The organism is Spirosoma utsteinense (assembly GCF_014282275.1).
In the GTDB taxonomy this organism is placed as follows: Bacteria; Bacteroidota; Bacteroidia; order Cytophagales; family Spirosomataceae; genus Spirosoma; species Spirosoma utsteinense.
Window position 1 is genome coordinate 151,026 of the sequence record NZ_VFIA01000012.1, and the last position, 17,136, is coordinate 168,161.

The 17,136-nt window shown below is 51.9% G+C and carries 14 protein-coding genes; all 14 read left to right on the forward strand.

What is annotated here, in order from left to right; all coding sequences use genetic code 11:
* Positions 1-297 precede the first annotated feature (297 nt).
* The 14 genes from FH603_RS11900 (at position 298) to FH603_RS11965 (ending at position 17,123) form a co-directional block, all read left to right on the forward strand.
* Entirely contained in the window at positions 298-2,868 is a 2,571-nt protein-coding gene (locus FH603_RS11900; RefSeq protein ID WP_235985410.1) for a polysaccharide biosynthesis/export family protein, read from the forward strand.
* Between the two features lie 28 nt (positions 2,869-2,896).
* Positions 2,897-4,006, forward strand: a complete 1,110-nt coding sequence (locus FH603_RS11905; RefSeq protein ID WP_186737730.1) for a UbiA family prenyltransferase — start codon at positions 2,897-2,899, stop codon at positions 4,004-4,006.
* 145 nt (positions 4,007-4,151) lie between these two features.
* On the forward strand, positions 4,152-4,982 hold the full coding sequence (locus FH603_RS11910; RefSeq protein WP_186737731.1) for an ABC transporter permease: 831 nt from the start codon (positions 4,152-4,154) through the stop codon (positions 4,980-4,982).
* A 103-nt stretch (positions 4,983-5,085) separates the two neighbouring features.
* Positions 5,086-6,342, forward strand: a complete 1,257-nt coding sequence (locus FH603_RS11915) for an ABC transporter ATP-binding protein (RefSeq protein WP_186737735.1) — start codon at positions 5,086-5,088, stop codon at positions 6,340-6,342.
* A 99-nt stretch (positions 6,343-6,441) separates the two neighbouring features.
* Positions 6,442-7,536, forward strand: coding sequence for a DegT/DnrJ/EryC1/StrS family aminotransferase (locus tag FH603_RS11920; protein WP_186737737.1), 1,095 nt, complete (start codon positions 6,442-6,444; stop codon positions 7,534-7,536).
* An 83-nt stretch (positions 7,537-7,619) separates the two neighbouring features.
* Positions 7,620-9,731: an ArnT family glycosyltransferase gene (locus FH603_RS11925; RefSeq protein WP_186737739.1), complete on the forward strand. Its 2,112-nt coding sequence runs from the start codon at positions 7,620-7,622 to the stop codon at positions 9,729-9,731.
* Between the two features lie 109 nt (positions 9,732-9,840).
* The gene (locus FH603_RS11930; protein WP_186737740.1) at positions 9,841-10,554 is read left to right on the forward strand and encodes a WbqC family protein; all 714 of its coding nucleotides are present in this window, start codon (positions 9,841-9,843) and stop codon (positions 10,552-10,554) included.
* 26 nt (positions 10,555-10,580) lie between these two features.
* Positions 10,581-11,234 (forward strand): acetyltransferase, encoded by a 654-nt coding sequence (locus tag FH603_RS11935; protein ID WP_186737741.1) that lies wholly within the window; start codon positions 10,581-10,583, stop codon positions 11,232-11,234.
* Positions 11,235-11,338: 104 nt separating this feature from the next.
* Positions 11,339-12,541, forward strand: a complete 1,203-nt coding sequence (locus FH603_RS11940; protein WP_186737742.1) for a glycosyltransferase family 4 protein — start codon at positions 11,339-11,341, stop codon at positions 12,539-12,541.
* A complete protein-coding gene (locus FH603_RS11945; protein WP_186737743.1) occupies positions 12,528-13,217 on the forward strand; it encodes an NAD-dependent epimerase/dehydratase family protein in 690 nt (229 codons plus the stop codon). Before FH603_RS11940 ends, FH603_RS11945 begins: the two co-directional genes overlap by 14 nt.
* Positions 13,214-14,227 carry a glycosyltransferase family protein gene (locus tag FH603_RS11950; protein ID WP_186737744.1) on the forward strand — a complete coding sequence of 338 codons (1,014 nt, stop codon included), beginning with the start codon at positions 13,214-13,216 and terminating at the stop codon, positions 14,225-14,227. Before FH603_RS11945 ends, FH603_RS11950 begins: the two co-directional genes overlap by 4 nt.
* 6 nt (positions 14,228-14,233) lie before the next feature.
* A complete protein-coding gene (locus FH603_RS11955) occupies positions 14,234-15,268 on the forward strand; it encodes a glycosyltransferase family 9 protein (RefSeq protein WP_186737745.1) in 1,035 nt (344 codons plus the stop codon).
* Entirely contained in the window at positions 15,265-16,092 is an 828-nt protein-coding gene (locus tag FH603_RS11960) for a DUF5672 family protein (protein ID WP_186737746.1), read from the forward strand. The genes FH603_RS11955 and FH603_RS11960 overlap by 4 nt, the downstream gene beginning before the upstream one ends.
* Positions 16,093-16,100: 8 nt before the next feature.
* Positions 16,101-17,123, forward strand: a complete 1,023-nt coding sequence (locus FH603_RS11965; protein ID WP_186737747.1) for a glycosyltransferase — start codon at positions 16,101-16,103, stop codon at positions 17,121-17,123.
* Positions 17,124-17,136: the final 13 nt, after the last annotated feature.

Sequence of the window (17,136 nt, forward strand, 5' to 3'; positions counted from 1 at the left end):
TTTTTGTATAAAAGGCTTAAAACAGGGTAGAACAGAGCGTTACTGCTTTACCTGAAACATCGGAAAAATCATACCCTGATGGGCAAGATAGAAAAGTTTCCACAGAATAGGAAACTGTTTAGAATCCGGCAAAAGTTCGTTTACTTTGCCGACTAAACTGTGTCGCGTACTATGTGGCTCACAATGTCGTTAGATACTGGTCTCCACCACCATCTTTAAGGAGCTGTGCGACATCTTAAAAATATGCAAAATCTGCGAATTAATCATCACTTTCCACCAAAATCTTTTCGTTCGTCTATGTCTCCCATTTTGCACAAGGTTAGCCTTGGCATGGCCACACTCTGCCTGGTACTGAATGGGCTGACGGCACAGGCCCAGGTGGCTCCATCATCGGGCGCAGGTGCCACTACTTCCCCGGCTGCTCCCCGCGGTGGTACCGCGCAGCCAAGCGCTTTGCCGGCGGGTGTCAATATCAATAATCTGCCACCGAGCATGCAGCGGCAAATTCAGCAGCAGACAGGTCAGGGGCAGCAACCCGGCCGTAACGTTCCCACCGGTCGTACCAATGCCCAGCCAACCAACAACGGCGTTGGCTCCCCTATTCAGGACAATACAGGTGTCAATCGGGACCGGCAAAGCCAGGAGGCCATCGACCCAAGCGATACCATCACCAACCAGGGACCACAAACCACCCAGGAGCAACTGGAAGACGGGTACGAAGCGGCCCGCATTCGGGAGCGCAACGAGATCCGTCGGAAGATCTTCGGCAGCACGCTCTTCAACGACCCAGCGGCTACTAACCCCTTTCAGCCTAATATCACGATGGCCACACCCCGCAACTACATTGTAGGACCGGGCGATCAGCTTAACATTCGGCTGTACGGCTTCTCTGAAAGTGATTTCAGCCAGACAGTCACGCCGGAAGGGTCTATTTATTTTGCGCAGGCTACCGGTATCGGGCCGGTTTCTATAGCTGGCCTGTCGGTTGAGCAGGCGAAAGACCGCATCACAAGTCGGTTAGCTACCAAATACGTTGGCCTCCGCAAATCACAATACGGACCTCAGAATACATTCCTGGAAGTATCACTGGGCGCTATCCGCAGTATCCGCGTAACAGTAACGGGTGATGCGATTCGGCCAGGAACCTATACCCTGTCGTCGCTATCGACGGTAATGAATGCGGTTTATCAGGCTGGTGGACCGAATGAATTAGGCTCGTTCCGGAAAGTGCAGCTTATTCGCAATAACAAGGTCATTGCAACACTTGACCTGTATGACTACCTGCTCAACGGTACCCAGCGCAATGACTACCGCCTGCAGGACAACGATAACATCCGGTTCACGACCTTCATTCAACGGGTCGAGATCACGGGTACCGTTAAACGCAACAATATTTTCGAATTGCTGGTGGGCGAAACCCTCGACCGGCTGCTGTTTTATGCCGGTGATTTTGCGTCCAATGCCTATAAAGGTCGCGTAAAAGTGACACGCCTGACCGACCGTGAGCGCAAGGTCGTCGATGTGACAACCCCGGAGTTCAAAACGTTTGTGATGCTGGACGGCGACGTCGTTGGGGTAGAGCAGTTACTGGACCGGTTTGAGAATCAGATCACTATTGAAGGGGCCGTTTTCCGGCCCGGTCAGTACTCACTGGATCAGAACAAAACGCTTCGCAAAATTATCAGCACCGCCGAAGGTCTGAAAGGTGATGCCTTTACGGGCCGGATCAATATTGTTCGAACCCGTGAAGACCTGGCAATCGAGAACATCACGGTCAATCTGGCCAATATTCTGGCGGGCACCGAACCGGACATTAACCTCCAGCGTGAAGACCAGATCATTATCCCGTCGCGTTTCGACCTGGCCGAAACAGCTCAGGTTTCGGTTATGGGCGAAGTGAACCAGCCCAACAGCGATCTGCCTTACATGGCCAATATGACGCTCAACGACGCGCTGTTGCGGGCGGGTGGCATGCGGGAATCAGCAGCCGCATCGCAGGTAGAGGTTGTTCGCCGGAAAAAAGACGTCGATCCTCGCTCTGCATCAGCGCAGGTAGCCGAAATCATCCGTTTCAACGTGAACCGCGATCTATCGATCAATGCGGACGATAATAAGTTTGTTCTGGAGCCATTCGACCAGGTCATCGTACGCCGGTCGCCCAACTATCTGGTACAAACCTATGCCAATGTGGAAGGTGAGGTAATACTGCCGGGGTCTTATGCCATTCGTAGTAAGGATCAGAAAGTGTCTGACCTGATTGGATTAGCTGGTGGCTTAACCCCGCAGGCTTACATAGAAGGTGCTACGCTGGTTCGGCGTGTTATCCTGAGCCCCGACGAGATTGCCCGTCAACAGCGGTCTATTTCGGAGTTAGCCAACGACGCAACAAGATCTGCGGTTGAAGTAGACGCTATTTCGCCGGACAAACCAGAGTCGATCGGTATCAACCTGAAGAAAATCATGGCGACACCCGGCTCCTCCGAAGACATTCTGTTGCAGGAAGGCGACATACTGCGTATTCCAAAACTGCTCGAAACGGTACGTATCCAGGGTGAAGTACTGTTGCCAACGACGGTAAAGTACCGCGCTGGTCAGACGTTTCAGGATTACATTTCTCAGTCGGGTGGTTTCACCAACAAGTCGCAGCGCAAGAAAGCGTTTGTCGTCTATGCCAACGGATCAGTCGACCGGACACGCAAGTTCATGTTCTTCAACATCTATCCACGCGTTGAGCCAGGTTCGGAAGTGGTCATTCCCCGTCAGGCACTTTCTCTGACACCTCAGCAGATTTTAGGTCAGGCTACAGCCATTACCTCGTCGGTAATGACGTTGATCTTGGGCGTGCTGGCGTTCCGCTCTATCCGGTAATATTTTATTGGTTTTGACGATACATTCAATGCAAAATCCCCCGACAACAAACCAATCCAATCTGGTTACCCGACCGGTCCCCGCCGACCAGATTTCACCGAAAGCGGTGGTTCTGCGTATAATGGGCATAAAAAGCGTGTTCCGGCGAAACTGGAAACTGCTGCTACTGCTCACGGCCATTGGTGGGGTGATCGGCTTTATCTACGATTACACCCACAAAAAACAACCTATTTACAGCGCGTTCATCACCTTTAACCTGGGTGGTGGGTCAGCGTCCGGCGGCAACTTCGGCGAACTGGGAGCCCTGGCGGGAGCCTTCGGATTGAGCCCCGGCGCGGCCGATGCCAACATCTTCACCGGCGACAATTTTATTATTTACTCCATGTCGCGGGCGGTGCTGGAAAAAACGCTGATGAAAATGGATACCATCAACGGAAAAGACACGCTGCTGGCTAACTATTACATCCGCCACAGTGGTATTCGGGATAAAGAGTGGGAAGAAAGTGATACCCTTCGGGCTTTCGCCTTTACCCCCGGCAAGCAGGTAAAAGACTTCACAAAACTGGAACAGCAGGCCATGTCGGATGTCTGTGCCCGGATCAAGTCAGAAATGGGCGTTACCCAGCCCGAACGTAAGTCGTCGTTTATGGAGCTGCGCTGCGGTATGCAGGACGAAAGACTAGCCGCTTCACTGCTGACAACGCACCTGGAAACGATTGAGGAGGACTATAAAAAGAAACAAACCAAGAAAACGCGTGAGATGTATGAACTCCTCAACTCACGTGCCGACTCGCTGCTGCGTATTCTTACGGGCACTGAAAATCGGCTGGCTCAGTATGCCGACCAGAACCAGCAGGTTGTTGTGGCACAGGGACGGCTGATGGAAACCAAGCTTACGCGAAATTCCACCTTCCTGACCCAGCTGTATTATGCGGCTCTCCAGCAGGCCGACAATATGCGGCTTTCCCTTATCCGTGAGGCTCCGCTGTTCAACATTATCGACCCGGTCGCTTTTCCGCTTTACAAAGAGATCAAGGCACCGGTAGGTATGCGGATCGGTATTGCCCTCGGACTGCTGCTGTCGGTGATCGCCATATTTTTCCGGGAAACATACCGCTCCATTATGCGGGAGGAATGATAATCAGTTGGTGAGTTGGTCAGTTGATGAGTCGGTGAGTCAGTCAGTGGCTGTCGCAATCGAAACACTGACCAACTCACCAACTCACTGACTGATAAACTCACTGACTCACTGACTGACCAACTCACTGACTGATAAACTGATTTTGAGAACACACGAGGTAATTATTGAACCCGGCCGCGCCGAGCGGCACTACTGGCGGGATTTATGGCGTAATCGGGAGCTGATGTACATCCTGTCGATGCGTGATGTATCGGTACGTTACAAACAGACGGCTCTTGGCATGGCCTGGGGTCTGATTCGGCCGCTGACGACCATGCTGATCATGGTGTTCGTTTTTAGCCGCATTGCCAAATTGCCGGGTGACCCGGGCGTGCCCTATCCGCTGATGGTGCTGGGTGGCATAACGGTCTGGACATTCTTCTCTACCGCTTTTACTCAAATCAGCAACAGCGTAACAATGAATGCCAACCTTGTTACGAAGGTTTATTTTCCCCGCCTGATTATGCCGATCAGTGCGGTAGCCGTAAGTTTTGTCGACTTTCTGGTGTCGCTGGTACTGTTTATTCTGCTGGCCATCTGGTATCGTTTCGTACCCGACTGGCACTTACTGTTTCTACCAGGCTTCATGCTCCTGGCCGTGCTGGCCGCTTTTGCCTTCGGACTGTTCTTTGCGGTCGTGAACGTAAAGTTTCGCGATGTAGGTCAGCTGATCCCGTTTCTGGTACAGGTTGGCTTTTACGCCTGCCCAATTGCCTATAGCAGTCGGCTGGTAGCTGGTGAATCCTACTATAAATATTACATGCTGAATCCGATGGTAGGCATCATCGACGGGTTCCGATGGTCACTTCTTGGTGGCGAGGCTTATTTCAATCCAAAAAGTCTGCTGACATCCGTCATCATTATCGTCATTTCTCTCAGCCTGTCGCTTTACTTTTTTCGGAAACGCGAGAGTACCTTTGTCGATGATATTTAATGAGTATCAAGTTAACCAGTCTATGAGCGGCTTAGAGCGCCAGCGCACCAAGTAGACTCATTAGCTAACCAACTGAGTGACTTTTCAACTCACCAACTGAACTATGTCTGTTATTACCGTCGAAAATATAAGTAAGCAGTACATCATCGACCACCAGAAAGGAAAGGGGTCTAACACCCTGCGCGACGTTATATCGGCAAATTTTCGGCAGGTCTTCAACGGACAAAAGAAGCAGAAAGACGAAAGCAAAGAAGAGTTCTGGGCCCTGCGCGACGTAAGCTTTTCAATTGAGCAGGGCGACCGGGTAGGTATTGTGGGCCACAACGGCGCAGGCAAGTCGACGATGCTTAAAATTCTGAGCAAAATCATCGAACCTACTACGGGCAGCGTTCGCATCCGGGGACGGGTAGCCAGTTTGCTGGAGGTTGGAACGGGCTTCCACCCGGAGCTGACCGGCCGCGAAAATATTTACCTGAATGGGTCGCTGCTGGGCATGAGCCGCAGTGAGATCAGGAAACAGTTTGACGAAATTGTAGCCTTTGCCGGTGTTGAGAAGTTTCTCGACACGCCCGTCAAGCGCTACTCATCGGGTATGTATGTTCGGCTGGGATTTGCCATTTCGGCCCACCTCGACCCCGAGATTATGATCGTCGATGAGGTGCTGGCTGTTGGCGACGCCGAATTCCAGAAGAAGAGTCTCGGCAAGATGCGGGATAATTCGGCCAGCGGCCGGACCATTATCTTCGTTAGCCATAACCTGACCGCCGTACAGGCTCTGTGTAACAAAACGCTGTATTTTGAGAAAGGACAGCTGATTGAACAGGGCGAAACCAATCAGGTTATTGCCTCATACCTGAGCAAGGTTTCCAAGACCCGGCTCGTACGCCAGTGGGACACTCCCCAGGATGCGCCCGGCAACGATCTGGTTCGCGTTCGGCGCATCGAGATGACCCCCGAATACCAGGACGACCTGACCCATATCGATGTCCGGACACCGATGAAACTGCGGTTCGAGTTCTGGAACATGATGGACCATGCCAACCTGAACCTGAGCCTGCATCTGAACTCGCTGACGGGTGAATGTATTTTCAACATCGGTACTCGGTCACAGGCTTATGGCAAGGGACTTATTGCGGGTGAATGTACCATTCCGGGCTATTTCCTGAACGATGGTTCCTACACAATTTCGGTGATGATCGTAAAAGATACGGTTACCCCGCTATACACTATGGAAGAAGGTATTACCTTCGACGTAGAAGATTACCGGGAAGGCATCGCCTGGTACGGAAAGTGGCCGGGTTACGTTCGGCCGCAGTTTCCGTTTGAAATGGGCATGTTAGAAGAAGCCACCGTTAAATGAGTTTTCAGCGTCTAGTCTTCAAACGAATATTACCACACCATTAGCTGGCGATCTAGCTGAAGACTCAACCCTGTAAAACTCAACACCTGAACACTGTTTATGATCAACGTCACTAAGTCATATCTTCCCGACCTTGAGGAATATACCAACTACCTGAAAGGAATCTGGGAGCGGGTTCACCTGACCAACGATGGGCCGCTCCTGCGTGACCTGGAAGCTCAGATGAAAGACTATCTGGGAGTGAAACACCTTAAGTTCTGCACCAATGGCACCATCGTTCTTCAACTCGCCCTGAAAGCGCTGGACATTACCAAGGAAGTTATTACAACCCCTTTTTCGTATGTGGCCACGACCAATGCGCTGCTGTGGGAAGGGTGTACCCCTGTTTTTGCCGATATTCGACCAGACGATTTCTGTCTCGATCCCACTAAGATCGAGTCGCTCATTACCGAAAACACGCAGGCGATCATGGCCACGCACGTTTACGGGAATGCCTGCCGGATTGAGGAGATACAGGCCATTGCCGAAAAGCATAACCTGAAAGTTATCTACGACGCAGCCCACACGTTCGGAGCCAGCTATAACGGCCGCTCGATCCTGAGCTATGGCGACCTGAGCACCTGTAGTTTTCACGCCACCAAAGTGTTTCATACCGTGGAGGGCGGCTGCATTGTAACGGATAGCGACGAAATGGCAGAAAAACTGCATTTCTACCGGTCGTTTGGCCACCGTAACGACGACTATTACAGCGTTGGCATCAACGCTAAAAACTCGGAGTTTCACGCGGCTATGGGCTTATGTGTACTGCCCAAAGTACCGGCGCTCATCGAAGCCCGCAAACGCGTGTTCGGCTATTACAACGACCGGCTCGATTTCAGCCGGATCACCCGGCCAACCCTGACCCCTGGTGTCGACTACAACTATGCCTATTACCCGGTCGTGTTCGAATCAGAGGAAGTACTATTACGGGTTGTCGAGTCACTCAAGGCGCAGCACGTTTCGCCCCGCCGTTATTTTTTCCCTTCGCTCAACACCCTGCCTTTCTCGGTAGGTCACCAGCCCTGCCCTATCTCGGAGGAAGTGTCGTTGCGCGTGTTATGCCTACCCCTCTATCCCGATCTGGCCGAAGAGGATGTCAATCTCATCGCGGGCATCGTGAATGAAGCACTAATTCCCTCCGGGGTTGTATACTGAACCAGCCATACCGACTGTTGACGTTGGCCTGTAGAGCCTGACTTGACAGTCGGTTGTTTCCGTTCAGGAATCGACATTTCCCCATGACTATACTTTATCTCCTTTCACTCGTTCTTTTTCTTTATTACCTCGGTCGGCTTTCGGCGGGCATTGCTCGCCGGTCGCTAACAGACTGGTGGCTGACAACATTCCTGTTGGGAGCCGGTAGTGTAATTCTCACAGGGTTTCTTCTGTCGGCGCTACGCCTGACCGCTAGTTCAGTGGTTTGGGCAGGGGGCGTATTTATCACAGCAACCGTTCTTGGTACGGTATTAAACCGGTTGACGGCCACGTCCTGGACGGGCAGTACGGTAGCGCCAGAACCAGGGCCATCGGCACCTGTTCGCTTCTCGGTATCATCGCTTTTTAGCGAACGTCGTCATACGTTCGGGCACTGGTTCGGTGCGTTATCAGGCTATACCAAATTCCTGTTCATAACGCTGTTCGCTACCCTATCACTCATTGCCGTTACGAACCTGCTGCTGGTACTGTTTACGGTCCCTAACGAATGGGACAGCATGACGGGTCACCTCAACCGGGTCATGCAGTATGTACAGCGTGGCACCATGCGGCACTTCGGCGGTACGAACTGGAACATGGATACCTATCCAAAAAGCGTTTGTACCCTTCAGATTTATTCGTTTCTGATGACGGGCCGCTTTGAAAACGGGTTCAAGTTCATCCATCACCTAAGTTACTGGACAGCCATCGTCGCGGTATTTGGCCTTGTACAGCGTATTGGCCAGTTGAGTCGCGGGAAAGCCTCCCTAACCGCCAGTTTCTTCTGCGCGTTGGCTTATGCGCTGCTGCCGGACTTCCTGATGCAGGCCATAACCACCGAAACCGACATTGTTTTGACGGCTTATCTGAGTGTGCTGCTCTATATGCTGTTCACTTATAAGCAAACCGGCGACGTCCGGTACCTGTGGCTGGCGGGTATGGCTTTCGGCATTGCTTTTGGCCATAAAATCACGTTTGCCTTGTTGCTGCCTTCGGTATTCGTCGTGATGATTTACACGGTGTTTCTATCGCCATCCTGGTCTGTAACAATTGGCCGGACGTGGCGACTCGCCGGGGCCATCATCGTAGGGGTGTGTCTCTGGACGTTGCCAACGGGATACCTGAAAAACGTAGAAGTATTCGGTCACCCCATCGGCCCGCCAACGGCCCTCAAACACCAGTCGGTGGAGCGGGCTGGGTCGTTGCGAAATCTGCTTGAACAGGGTAGCCGCAACGTGATTCGCTACGGCTACGAGCATGTCAACCTGGACGGTATCCGCAACCTGGAAGCCGGGGCCGCTGTCAACCACACCATGCGCAAACCGCTGGTGCTGCTGGAAGACAAACTCCACATGCGACTGGATGAAGAAACCGACTTTTCGATTCAGCCATTCGCCTTCGACCGCCGGTTCGTGTTTTATAATGCCAATCCCTACTGGGGTGTATTCGGTTTCGCACTCATTATACCCCTGCTGTTGCTGGTGTTACTAGGCATCGTTCGGTCGACACCCCATTTTTTCGTAGGTCTTGCGTTGATCCTGCATTTTGCGGCCCTCTCCTACTCAGCGCCATACGACCCCTTTAAAGGTCGATACTTTATTGAAACGGGTCTTTTCGGCGTTCTCTTTCTGGCCTTGCTTTTTTTGCATCCCCGCACAGCAGTAGATGTACCGGGCCGTGCTGTCTGGAAAGCATATGTTGGCCTGATAACCGTACTGGGGTGCGTATCGGCCGTGCTATGCGTGTATCTCAACATCCGGGCGCTACCGTTTGGGTGGACGGCTCCGGACGGCAAAGCTTACCCGTCTGCTTTCTCATCAGACCGGATTCGGCAGATGGCCGTTGGCCGGCCTGATATCTACATCCCCTACAAGCGGTTCAATGACATGGTGCCTGACAGGGCAACCGTTGCCCTGGGTACCATCAATGATGACTACGAGTATCCGCTCTATGGTCCGAAGTTGTCCCGGCGGCTTATTGCCATCAATCCGTTCGAGCAGGGGCTGAAGCCCATACCAGCGGAAGCAGACTACCTGTTTTTCGACAAAAGCGTGATTAAGCCACAACCCGGTGATATTCGTTTGGGCACTGATACGACCATGCGCAACATGATGATCGTACCAGCCGAAGACTATTATTTACGTAAATTAAAGTAGACAGGGCGGCCCTTTTCTGTGTCTATCACATAGAAGGGTGCTGCATAAACATAACTAGACGCAAGGGATTGCGTTGATAACTAGACGCAAGGGATTGCGTCTCTACCTTATGACGCTTGCCATCATGCAGCCCTATTTTCTGCCTTACATCGGCTACATGCAGTTGATGAATGCGGTCGACACGTTTGTGCTGTACGACGATGTAGCCTTCATTAACCGGGGCTGGATTAACCGGAATCGGTTGCTGATCAATGGGCAGGAGCACCTGTTTACGGTGCCATTGAAAGACGCCAGCCAGAACAAGCGTATTAATGAGGTGATGCTGGCCGATGATCCAAAGTGGCGTAGTAAACTGCTGAAGACGATTGAGCAGGGGTATCGCAAAGCACCCTATTACGGAACGGTGATGCCGCTAACGGAAAAAATCATCAATTTTGCGACCGATTCTATTGCTGGTTTGGTATACAACAGTTTGGTGGAATTGAACCAGTATCTCGGTCTGACAACCCGGCTGGTCGCATCGTCGTCGGTTTATGATAATGTTCAATTGAAAGCGCAGGAACGGATTCTGGATATCTGTAAACAGGAAGGTGCTACCCGTTACATTAACCCCATCGGTGGCATTGACCTATACGATAAGCCTACGTTTGAGCAGGCCGCTATGGAGTTGAATTTCATCAAGGCCAAACGGGTAGAGTACCCACAAATTATCCGCGCCGGTGCACCAGGCGAATTTGTACCCTGGTTATCAGTGCTTGATGCTTTGATGTTTTGCGATGTGCCAACGGTTCGCGCAATGCTGGGGGAGTACGAATTGGTGTAAACGCAGAATTTCACTCAAAATAAAGCATGGCAAAGGTTGTTATTTTCGGGGTAATGGACACGGCTGAACTGGCCCATTTTTACCTCACACATGATTCTGAGCACGAAGTAGCTGCCTTTACCGTTAGCCGCGAATACATGAACGGCACCGAGTTTCGGGGGCTGCCGCTGGTTGCATTCGAGGAGGTCGAATCCTTATTCAGTCCGCAGGAGTACAAGTTTTTTGCGCCAATGACCGGTCGCGGTATGAACAAAAATCGCGAACGGATTTATCTCGAAGCCAAGGCCAAAGGCTACGAGTTCATTTCTTACATCAGTTCGAAAGCAACCGTGTTTGGCAATGAAATCGGTGAGAACTGTTTCATTCTTGAAGACAACACCATTCAACCGTTCACGACCATAGGCAACAACGTTGTGCTATGGAGCGGAAACCACATTGGTCACCATGGGCAGATCAAAGATCACGTCTTCTTTACCTCCCATGTGGTTATGTCGGGGCATTGCGTGATCGAGCCCTATTGCTTTTTCGGGGTAAACAGCACCATTCGCGATTTTCTGCATATAGCAACCGGAACACTCGTTGGCATGGCAGCGGCCATCTATAAAAATACCGACGAGTGGGGCGTATATATTGGCAACCCGGCCAAGAAGCTCCCCACGCCCAGCCACGAAGCATACTAAGCCCGTATAACGTTGCCGGATAGGGTTGATCTACCATAGCGAGTCGACAGACAGCTAATGACAACCCGGGAACCGGACAACCGTATAACCGTACATCTGTCTAGTTGAAAACGCTCCTGTTCATAGGCCACGACGCTAACCGCGCCGGTGCCCAATATTTATTATTGCATCTGCTTACCTATCTGCACGAAACCGGGGTCAAAACCGGTTTGGTACTGGGTGATGGCGGTCCCTTGCTACCCGACTATGAACGGGTCACAACGGTGTATCCCCTTTTTTCACCTCCAGCCGTTCAGGCTGGTGGATTGCGTGGGCGGGTACTGTCTAAGCTGGGCGTTGGTCAGCCAGCGAACGGGCAGCGAACGATTTCTGCCGAACTGCTGCAACGCATTCGGGAGGCACGCTACGATGCTATACTTGCCAACACCATTGCCAATGGGGGGCTACTTCGGTTACTGGAGCCCCTGGGGCTGCCTTTTGCGCTTTATGTCCATGAACTCGAAACCTCCATCCGGATCTACGCCCGCCCCGATGATCTGGCCTATGAGCTGACTCGTGTTAGTCATGTGTTCTGCGGGTCGGAGGCTGTTCGGCAGAACCTCATCAGGCATCATGGGCTGACAACCGGTAACACATCGGTACTGAACTCCCTCATCCATACCCAGACCCTGCTCAACAAACTCGCGGCTGTTGACCGCCGGGCAGTACGGCAGCAACTAACTATTCCCGTCAACGCGGTTATCGTTGGCGGCTGTGGTAATGCGGAATGGCGTAAAGGTGTCGATCTATTCCTGCTCGTAGCCCGACAGGTACTCAATACCCATCCTGATACGTACTTTGTCTGGGTAGGCGTCAACGAGTCGGGCGAGGAAGCCCGGCGGTTGCGCTACGACCTGGTCAGAATGGGTATAGCCAACCGCGTTCACCTGTTACCACCGGGCGGCAACTACCTGGACTACGTGGCCTGCTTCGACCTCTTTACGCTTACCTCCCGCGAAGACCCCTACCCACTCGTCATCCTGGAAGCGGGCCTGAACCACAATCCGGTACTATGTTTTGCCCAATCAGGGGGTAGTCCGGATTATGTAGGGACGGATACAGGTTGTCTGGTGCCGTACCTGGACCTGTCGGCCATGGCCCGGGTGATCGGCCAACTGGCTGACGACAAAGCTGAGCGGAATCGGCTGGGCGTTATATTTTACGAACGAGCCCTGCGTCATGATGTGGCAGCGCTGGTTCCTCAACTGCTGGCGAAACTCGATTTGGTAGTCGCCCAGCCAACCGCAGTACAGTATGGTAGTCGGTAACGGAATGATTGCCAGGCGCTTCGTTGATTTTGTTGATCGGGACGACGTCGTAATTTTTGCATCGGGCGTATCTAACTCCAAAGAAATAAAGCCTGAACCTTTTGCCCGCGAACGGAAACTGGTTGAAGAGACGTTACAGCAAACGGCTGGCCGTCTTTTTGTTTATTTTAGTACAGCCAGCGTAGAAGATCCTACAGAACAGGGGTCGGCATACGTAACCCACAAGCTGGCTCTGGAGCAACTCATTGCCGGACAGGCAACGAATTACCTGCTGATTCGGGCTTCCAACGTGGTAGGTGGTCCGGGAAATCCGCACACCATATTGAATTTTTTTGTAGATCGTATTCGCCAGAACGAATCGTTCACGATCTGGAAGCAGGCCAGCCGTAATCTCATCGATCTGGATGACGTCTACCGGGTGGTGACCTATTGCATCGATACCCCCACGACCTGGAACCAGACCATTCTGGTTGCTAACCCCTACTCCGTTAGTCCGCTGGTACTGGTTCAGGCAATTGAAGCCCATACCGGTCGACAGGCGCAGTACCAGCTCGTAGACAAAGGAGTTCCGTTTACGCTCTCTGTGACTGGTATCAGTGACCAACTACAGCTAGCTGATTCTAACTGGCAGCCAGTGCACTATGTGACGCATCTACTTAAGAAATACTACGCATGACGCTTGCTTTCACCATATGCTCGGTCAACTACCTGGCGCAGGCCCGAACGCTCGGCGACTCGCTGCGGAAGACCAACCCAAATTTTCAGTATGTCATTGGTTTGGTCGATAAGCTCAGCCAGGCCAGGTTGCCTGCCGATCTTATGCCGCCTTACCCCATGCTGGAGGTCGATCAGATTGGTATTCCGGATTTCGCGGCCATGTGCGACCGTTATGATATTACGGAGCTGAACACGGCCGTAAAACCGTTTTATATCGACTACCTCTACGAAACCTATCCGGACATTACGCAGGTTATTTATTTCGACCCGGATATTATCGTCTACCAGCCTCTTACCAAGTTAACGCAGGACCTGACAACCTACAGCCTGGTGTTGACGCCCCATACCTGTTCGCCCACGCCGGACTGGGAACGCCCCAATGAGCAACACCACCTTAATACCGGCATTTATAACCTTGGGTTTATCGGCCTGCGCCGGGACGATACCGCGCGCCAGTTTGTGAACTGGTGGAAAGAGCGTTTAGTCTACGAGTGTCGGATCGATCTATGTGCCGGCCTTTTCGTGGACCAGCATTGGGTTAACTTTGCTCCCATATACCATGACAACGTCCTGATTGAACATCATCCGGGCTACAACGTGGCTTACTGGAATTTACATGAGCGCTACCTTTCGGCCGACGAAGCCGGGCAATGGTGTGTTAACAAATCCAATGATCCGGCTGACCTGAAAACACAAGCCGATTTCTTGCAGTTTTTTCACTACAGCGGGTACAACCCCTACCGGCCTGATGAAATCTCTAAGTATCAGACACGGTATTCCTTCCTGGAACGTCCCGATACGAAACCGTTGTTTGACTTATATCGGCAACGGCTGCTGGCTAATTACAATGAACAATACCGGCAATATCCATGCATTTATATTAAACCTCCCGTAATATACCGTTATCAACGAGTCCGTCGGGCAATGAAGCTGCCGTTCAACCGAGTTATTGCCCTGTTAGAATCTTAAGTTACTATGATGTCGAGTTCGCGATTTAAATCACTGTGGACGCACCGATTTAAAAAATATACCCACATAGTGGGTAAGTTCTGGTCGTTTGCACTGAAATATATTCACCTGCGTCGACTAAAATCAACATTAGGTGAACGACCGCTGGTTGCTATCATCCTGTCTGAGCAGATGGGCGACATCATTGCCTGCGAACCGGTAGCCCGCGAAGTACGTCGGCGCCATCCCAATGGCCATATTATCTGGATTGTGCGGGAGCCTTATATCGAGTTGGTCAAATACCACCCGGATCTTGATGGCTATCTGGTTGAAAAATGCCCCGGTGAGCGCGTGTGGTTACTTCGGTCCGGCATCTACGATCAAGTGTATAACATGCATATCTCTCACCGGAAATGCCGTTACTGCCCGGAAGATCCCGTTAACCCAACATCCGACAAAATGGGGCTCACCTTCGATAATTACCTCGATAAGGGTGATCTGCTCTATACTTTCTCTCAGGCTGCCGGGCTCCCCGCTCTCACCGACAACCCCCGCCTTTACATTCCCGAAAGTGTTCGTCGGCAGGTATCGGCGCTGAAGCTTCAGGCATCGCCCATTGTCATTCATTGTCAATCCAGTCACGTCATGCGCGACTGGCCCGCCGAAAACTGGAACCACCTGGTTAGGTGGCTCCTGGAGACTTACCCTCACCCGATCATTGAAGTCGGCGTAAACCCTATCGTATCCCTGGAGCATCCGCGCTTCCGGAGTCTGTGCGGTCAGTTGAGCTTACTGGAAACGGCCGAAGTCATCCACCAGGCGCGTTTATTTGTCGGGATTGAAAGCGGACCTGCCCATATGGCCAATGCGGGAGGCACTACCGGAATCATCTTACAGGGCCAGCTCTTCGATTTCGTTGATTATCTGACCTACTCAGGGCGGTATAAGCGGGGTGAAGGCGTTACCATTGTGAACTATCATGGCCATCCCTGTGCCGAACTGCCCTACGCCGACGTGCAACTGGCGGTGCAGCAGCAACTGGGACAGCCGAAGCTCGTATGAAGCATACCTCCCCGGTACGTGTCGCGGTTGTCATTCCCGTTTACAAACCGAAACCTACTGAACACGAAATTATTTCCTTAACGCAATGTCTGCGGATATTAGGTAAACATACTGTTTATTTAGTCGCCCCTCATTCGCTGGATATTTCATATTACCGCGAATTCTCGCCAACTTTACAAAGCAAAACGTTCGACAATTCGTATTTTTCTGACATTCAGGGTTACAACCGGCTTATGCTCTCTGAGCAGTTTTACGGAGCGTTTACCGATGTCGAGTACATACTTATTCATCAGTTGGATGCCTTTGTATTTGACGATAAACTTGACGACTGGTGTCGGCAGGGTTATGATTACATTGGTGCCCCCTGGCTTCGGGACCGGGATTTTACGAGTTGGCAAGACAAGCTATCGTTTCAGATCAAACAACGCATAGCTACGTGGCTGGATCTGAAAAAAGACGATGGCGTAACCCCCCGCGAAATCGTTAGCCTGAACGAAGTTGGCAATGGCGGGTTATCCCTCCGGCGCATCCCGGCCATGTTACGCTGTTTACAGCAATTTGGCCAGAAAATAGATGAGTACGAACGACTACATCATCATCAGTATAATGAAGATGTGTTCTGGGGTATTGAAGTGAACCGTTACTGGCCGCGGCTACGGATTCCATCCTACCGGAAAGCACTACACTTTTCGGTCGAATTTTTTCCGAAGTGGGCCATTGAGCACTATAATAACGGCCAGCTGCCGTTTGGATGCCACGCCTGGGACATTCACGAAACGGCCTATTGGCGGGTGATTTTCGCTCGCTACGGCTACAAAATTTGATAGATTGTATGGCTGTACCAGCCCGACCATCCTGCTCCATTGCGCTTTGCACGTATAATGGCAAAGACCACTTGCAAACCCAGTGGCAGAGTTTACTCGACCAGCACCAAAGACCTGAGGAAGTAGTTATCTGCGATGACCTGTCTACGGACGGTACTGTTGATTTGCTGCGGCAATTTGCGGCCACGGCTCCCTTTCCCGTTCGTATTCTGGAGAACAAACAGCGGCTCGGCTACAACAAAAACTTCGAGCAGGTACTGCAACACTGCACGAGCGACCTGATTTTCATCTGCGACCAGGATGACTTCTGGTTTCCTGAGAAAATCAGCACCATGTGCCAGTACATGACCGATCATCCAGCCGCTCAGCTTACCTTTTGCGACGCCTGGGTGACCGATGACGAATTGGAGGGCCGTCAGAGCCGGTTCTGGGAATGGATTCGGTTCGATCAACAAACGCAGGCCCGGTGGAGAGCCGGAGAATCAATGGATATTATGCTCGATGGGAACCGGGTAATGGGATGCGCAACGGTCGTCCGCCGGTCGTTTCTGTCCACCCTGCTTCCCATCCCCGATACGGTTCCGGGCTATATCTATGATGGCTGGCTGGGGCTGGTAGCAGCCGCCTGTGAAGCCATTCATTTTATCGATCAACCTCTTCAACTCTATCGGACTCATGTTCAGCAGCAGGTAGGCGTTCGGCAGGAGGAGCCCAAAGAGCTTATTCGTCTGTGGGATCGCGTGGCCCGTCACCGGGCCAAAAAGCTGGCTCCCCTTCGTGATAAACAGATTCAGCTTGCCGTAATCAGCCAGCTCCTGGCAGGTCGTCTACCAGACAACGCCCCCGGCTTACCCCAGCTATACCGCAGGCTGGAACATTTTACCATGCGTAGTCACCTGCCGCACTACCGTTTACGACGGTTGCTGCCCGTACTAAACAGTTTGCAGAAAGGCAACTACAAACGATATGCCGATGTGTCGGCCAACTGGTACGCTCCTTACCTGGCCGCTTTGGGCGATTTACTCGAATGAATTAGTTTTGCTC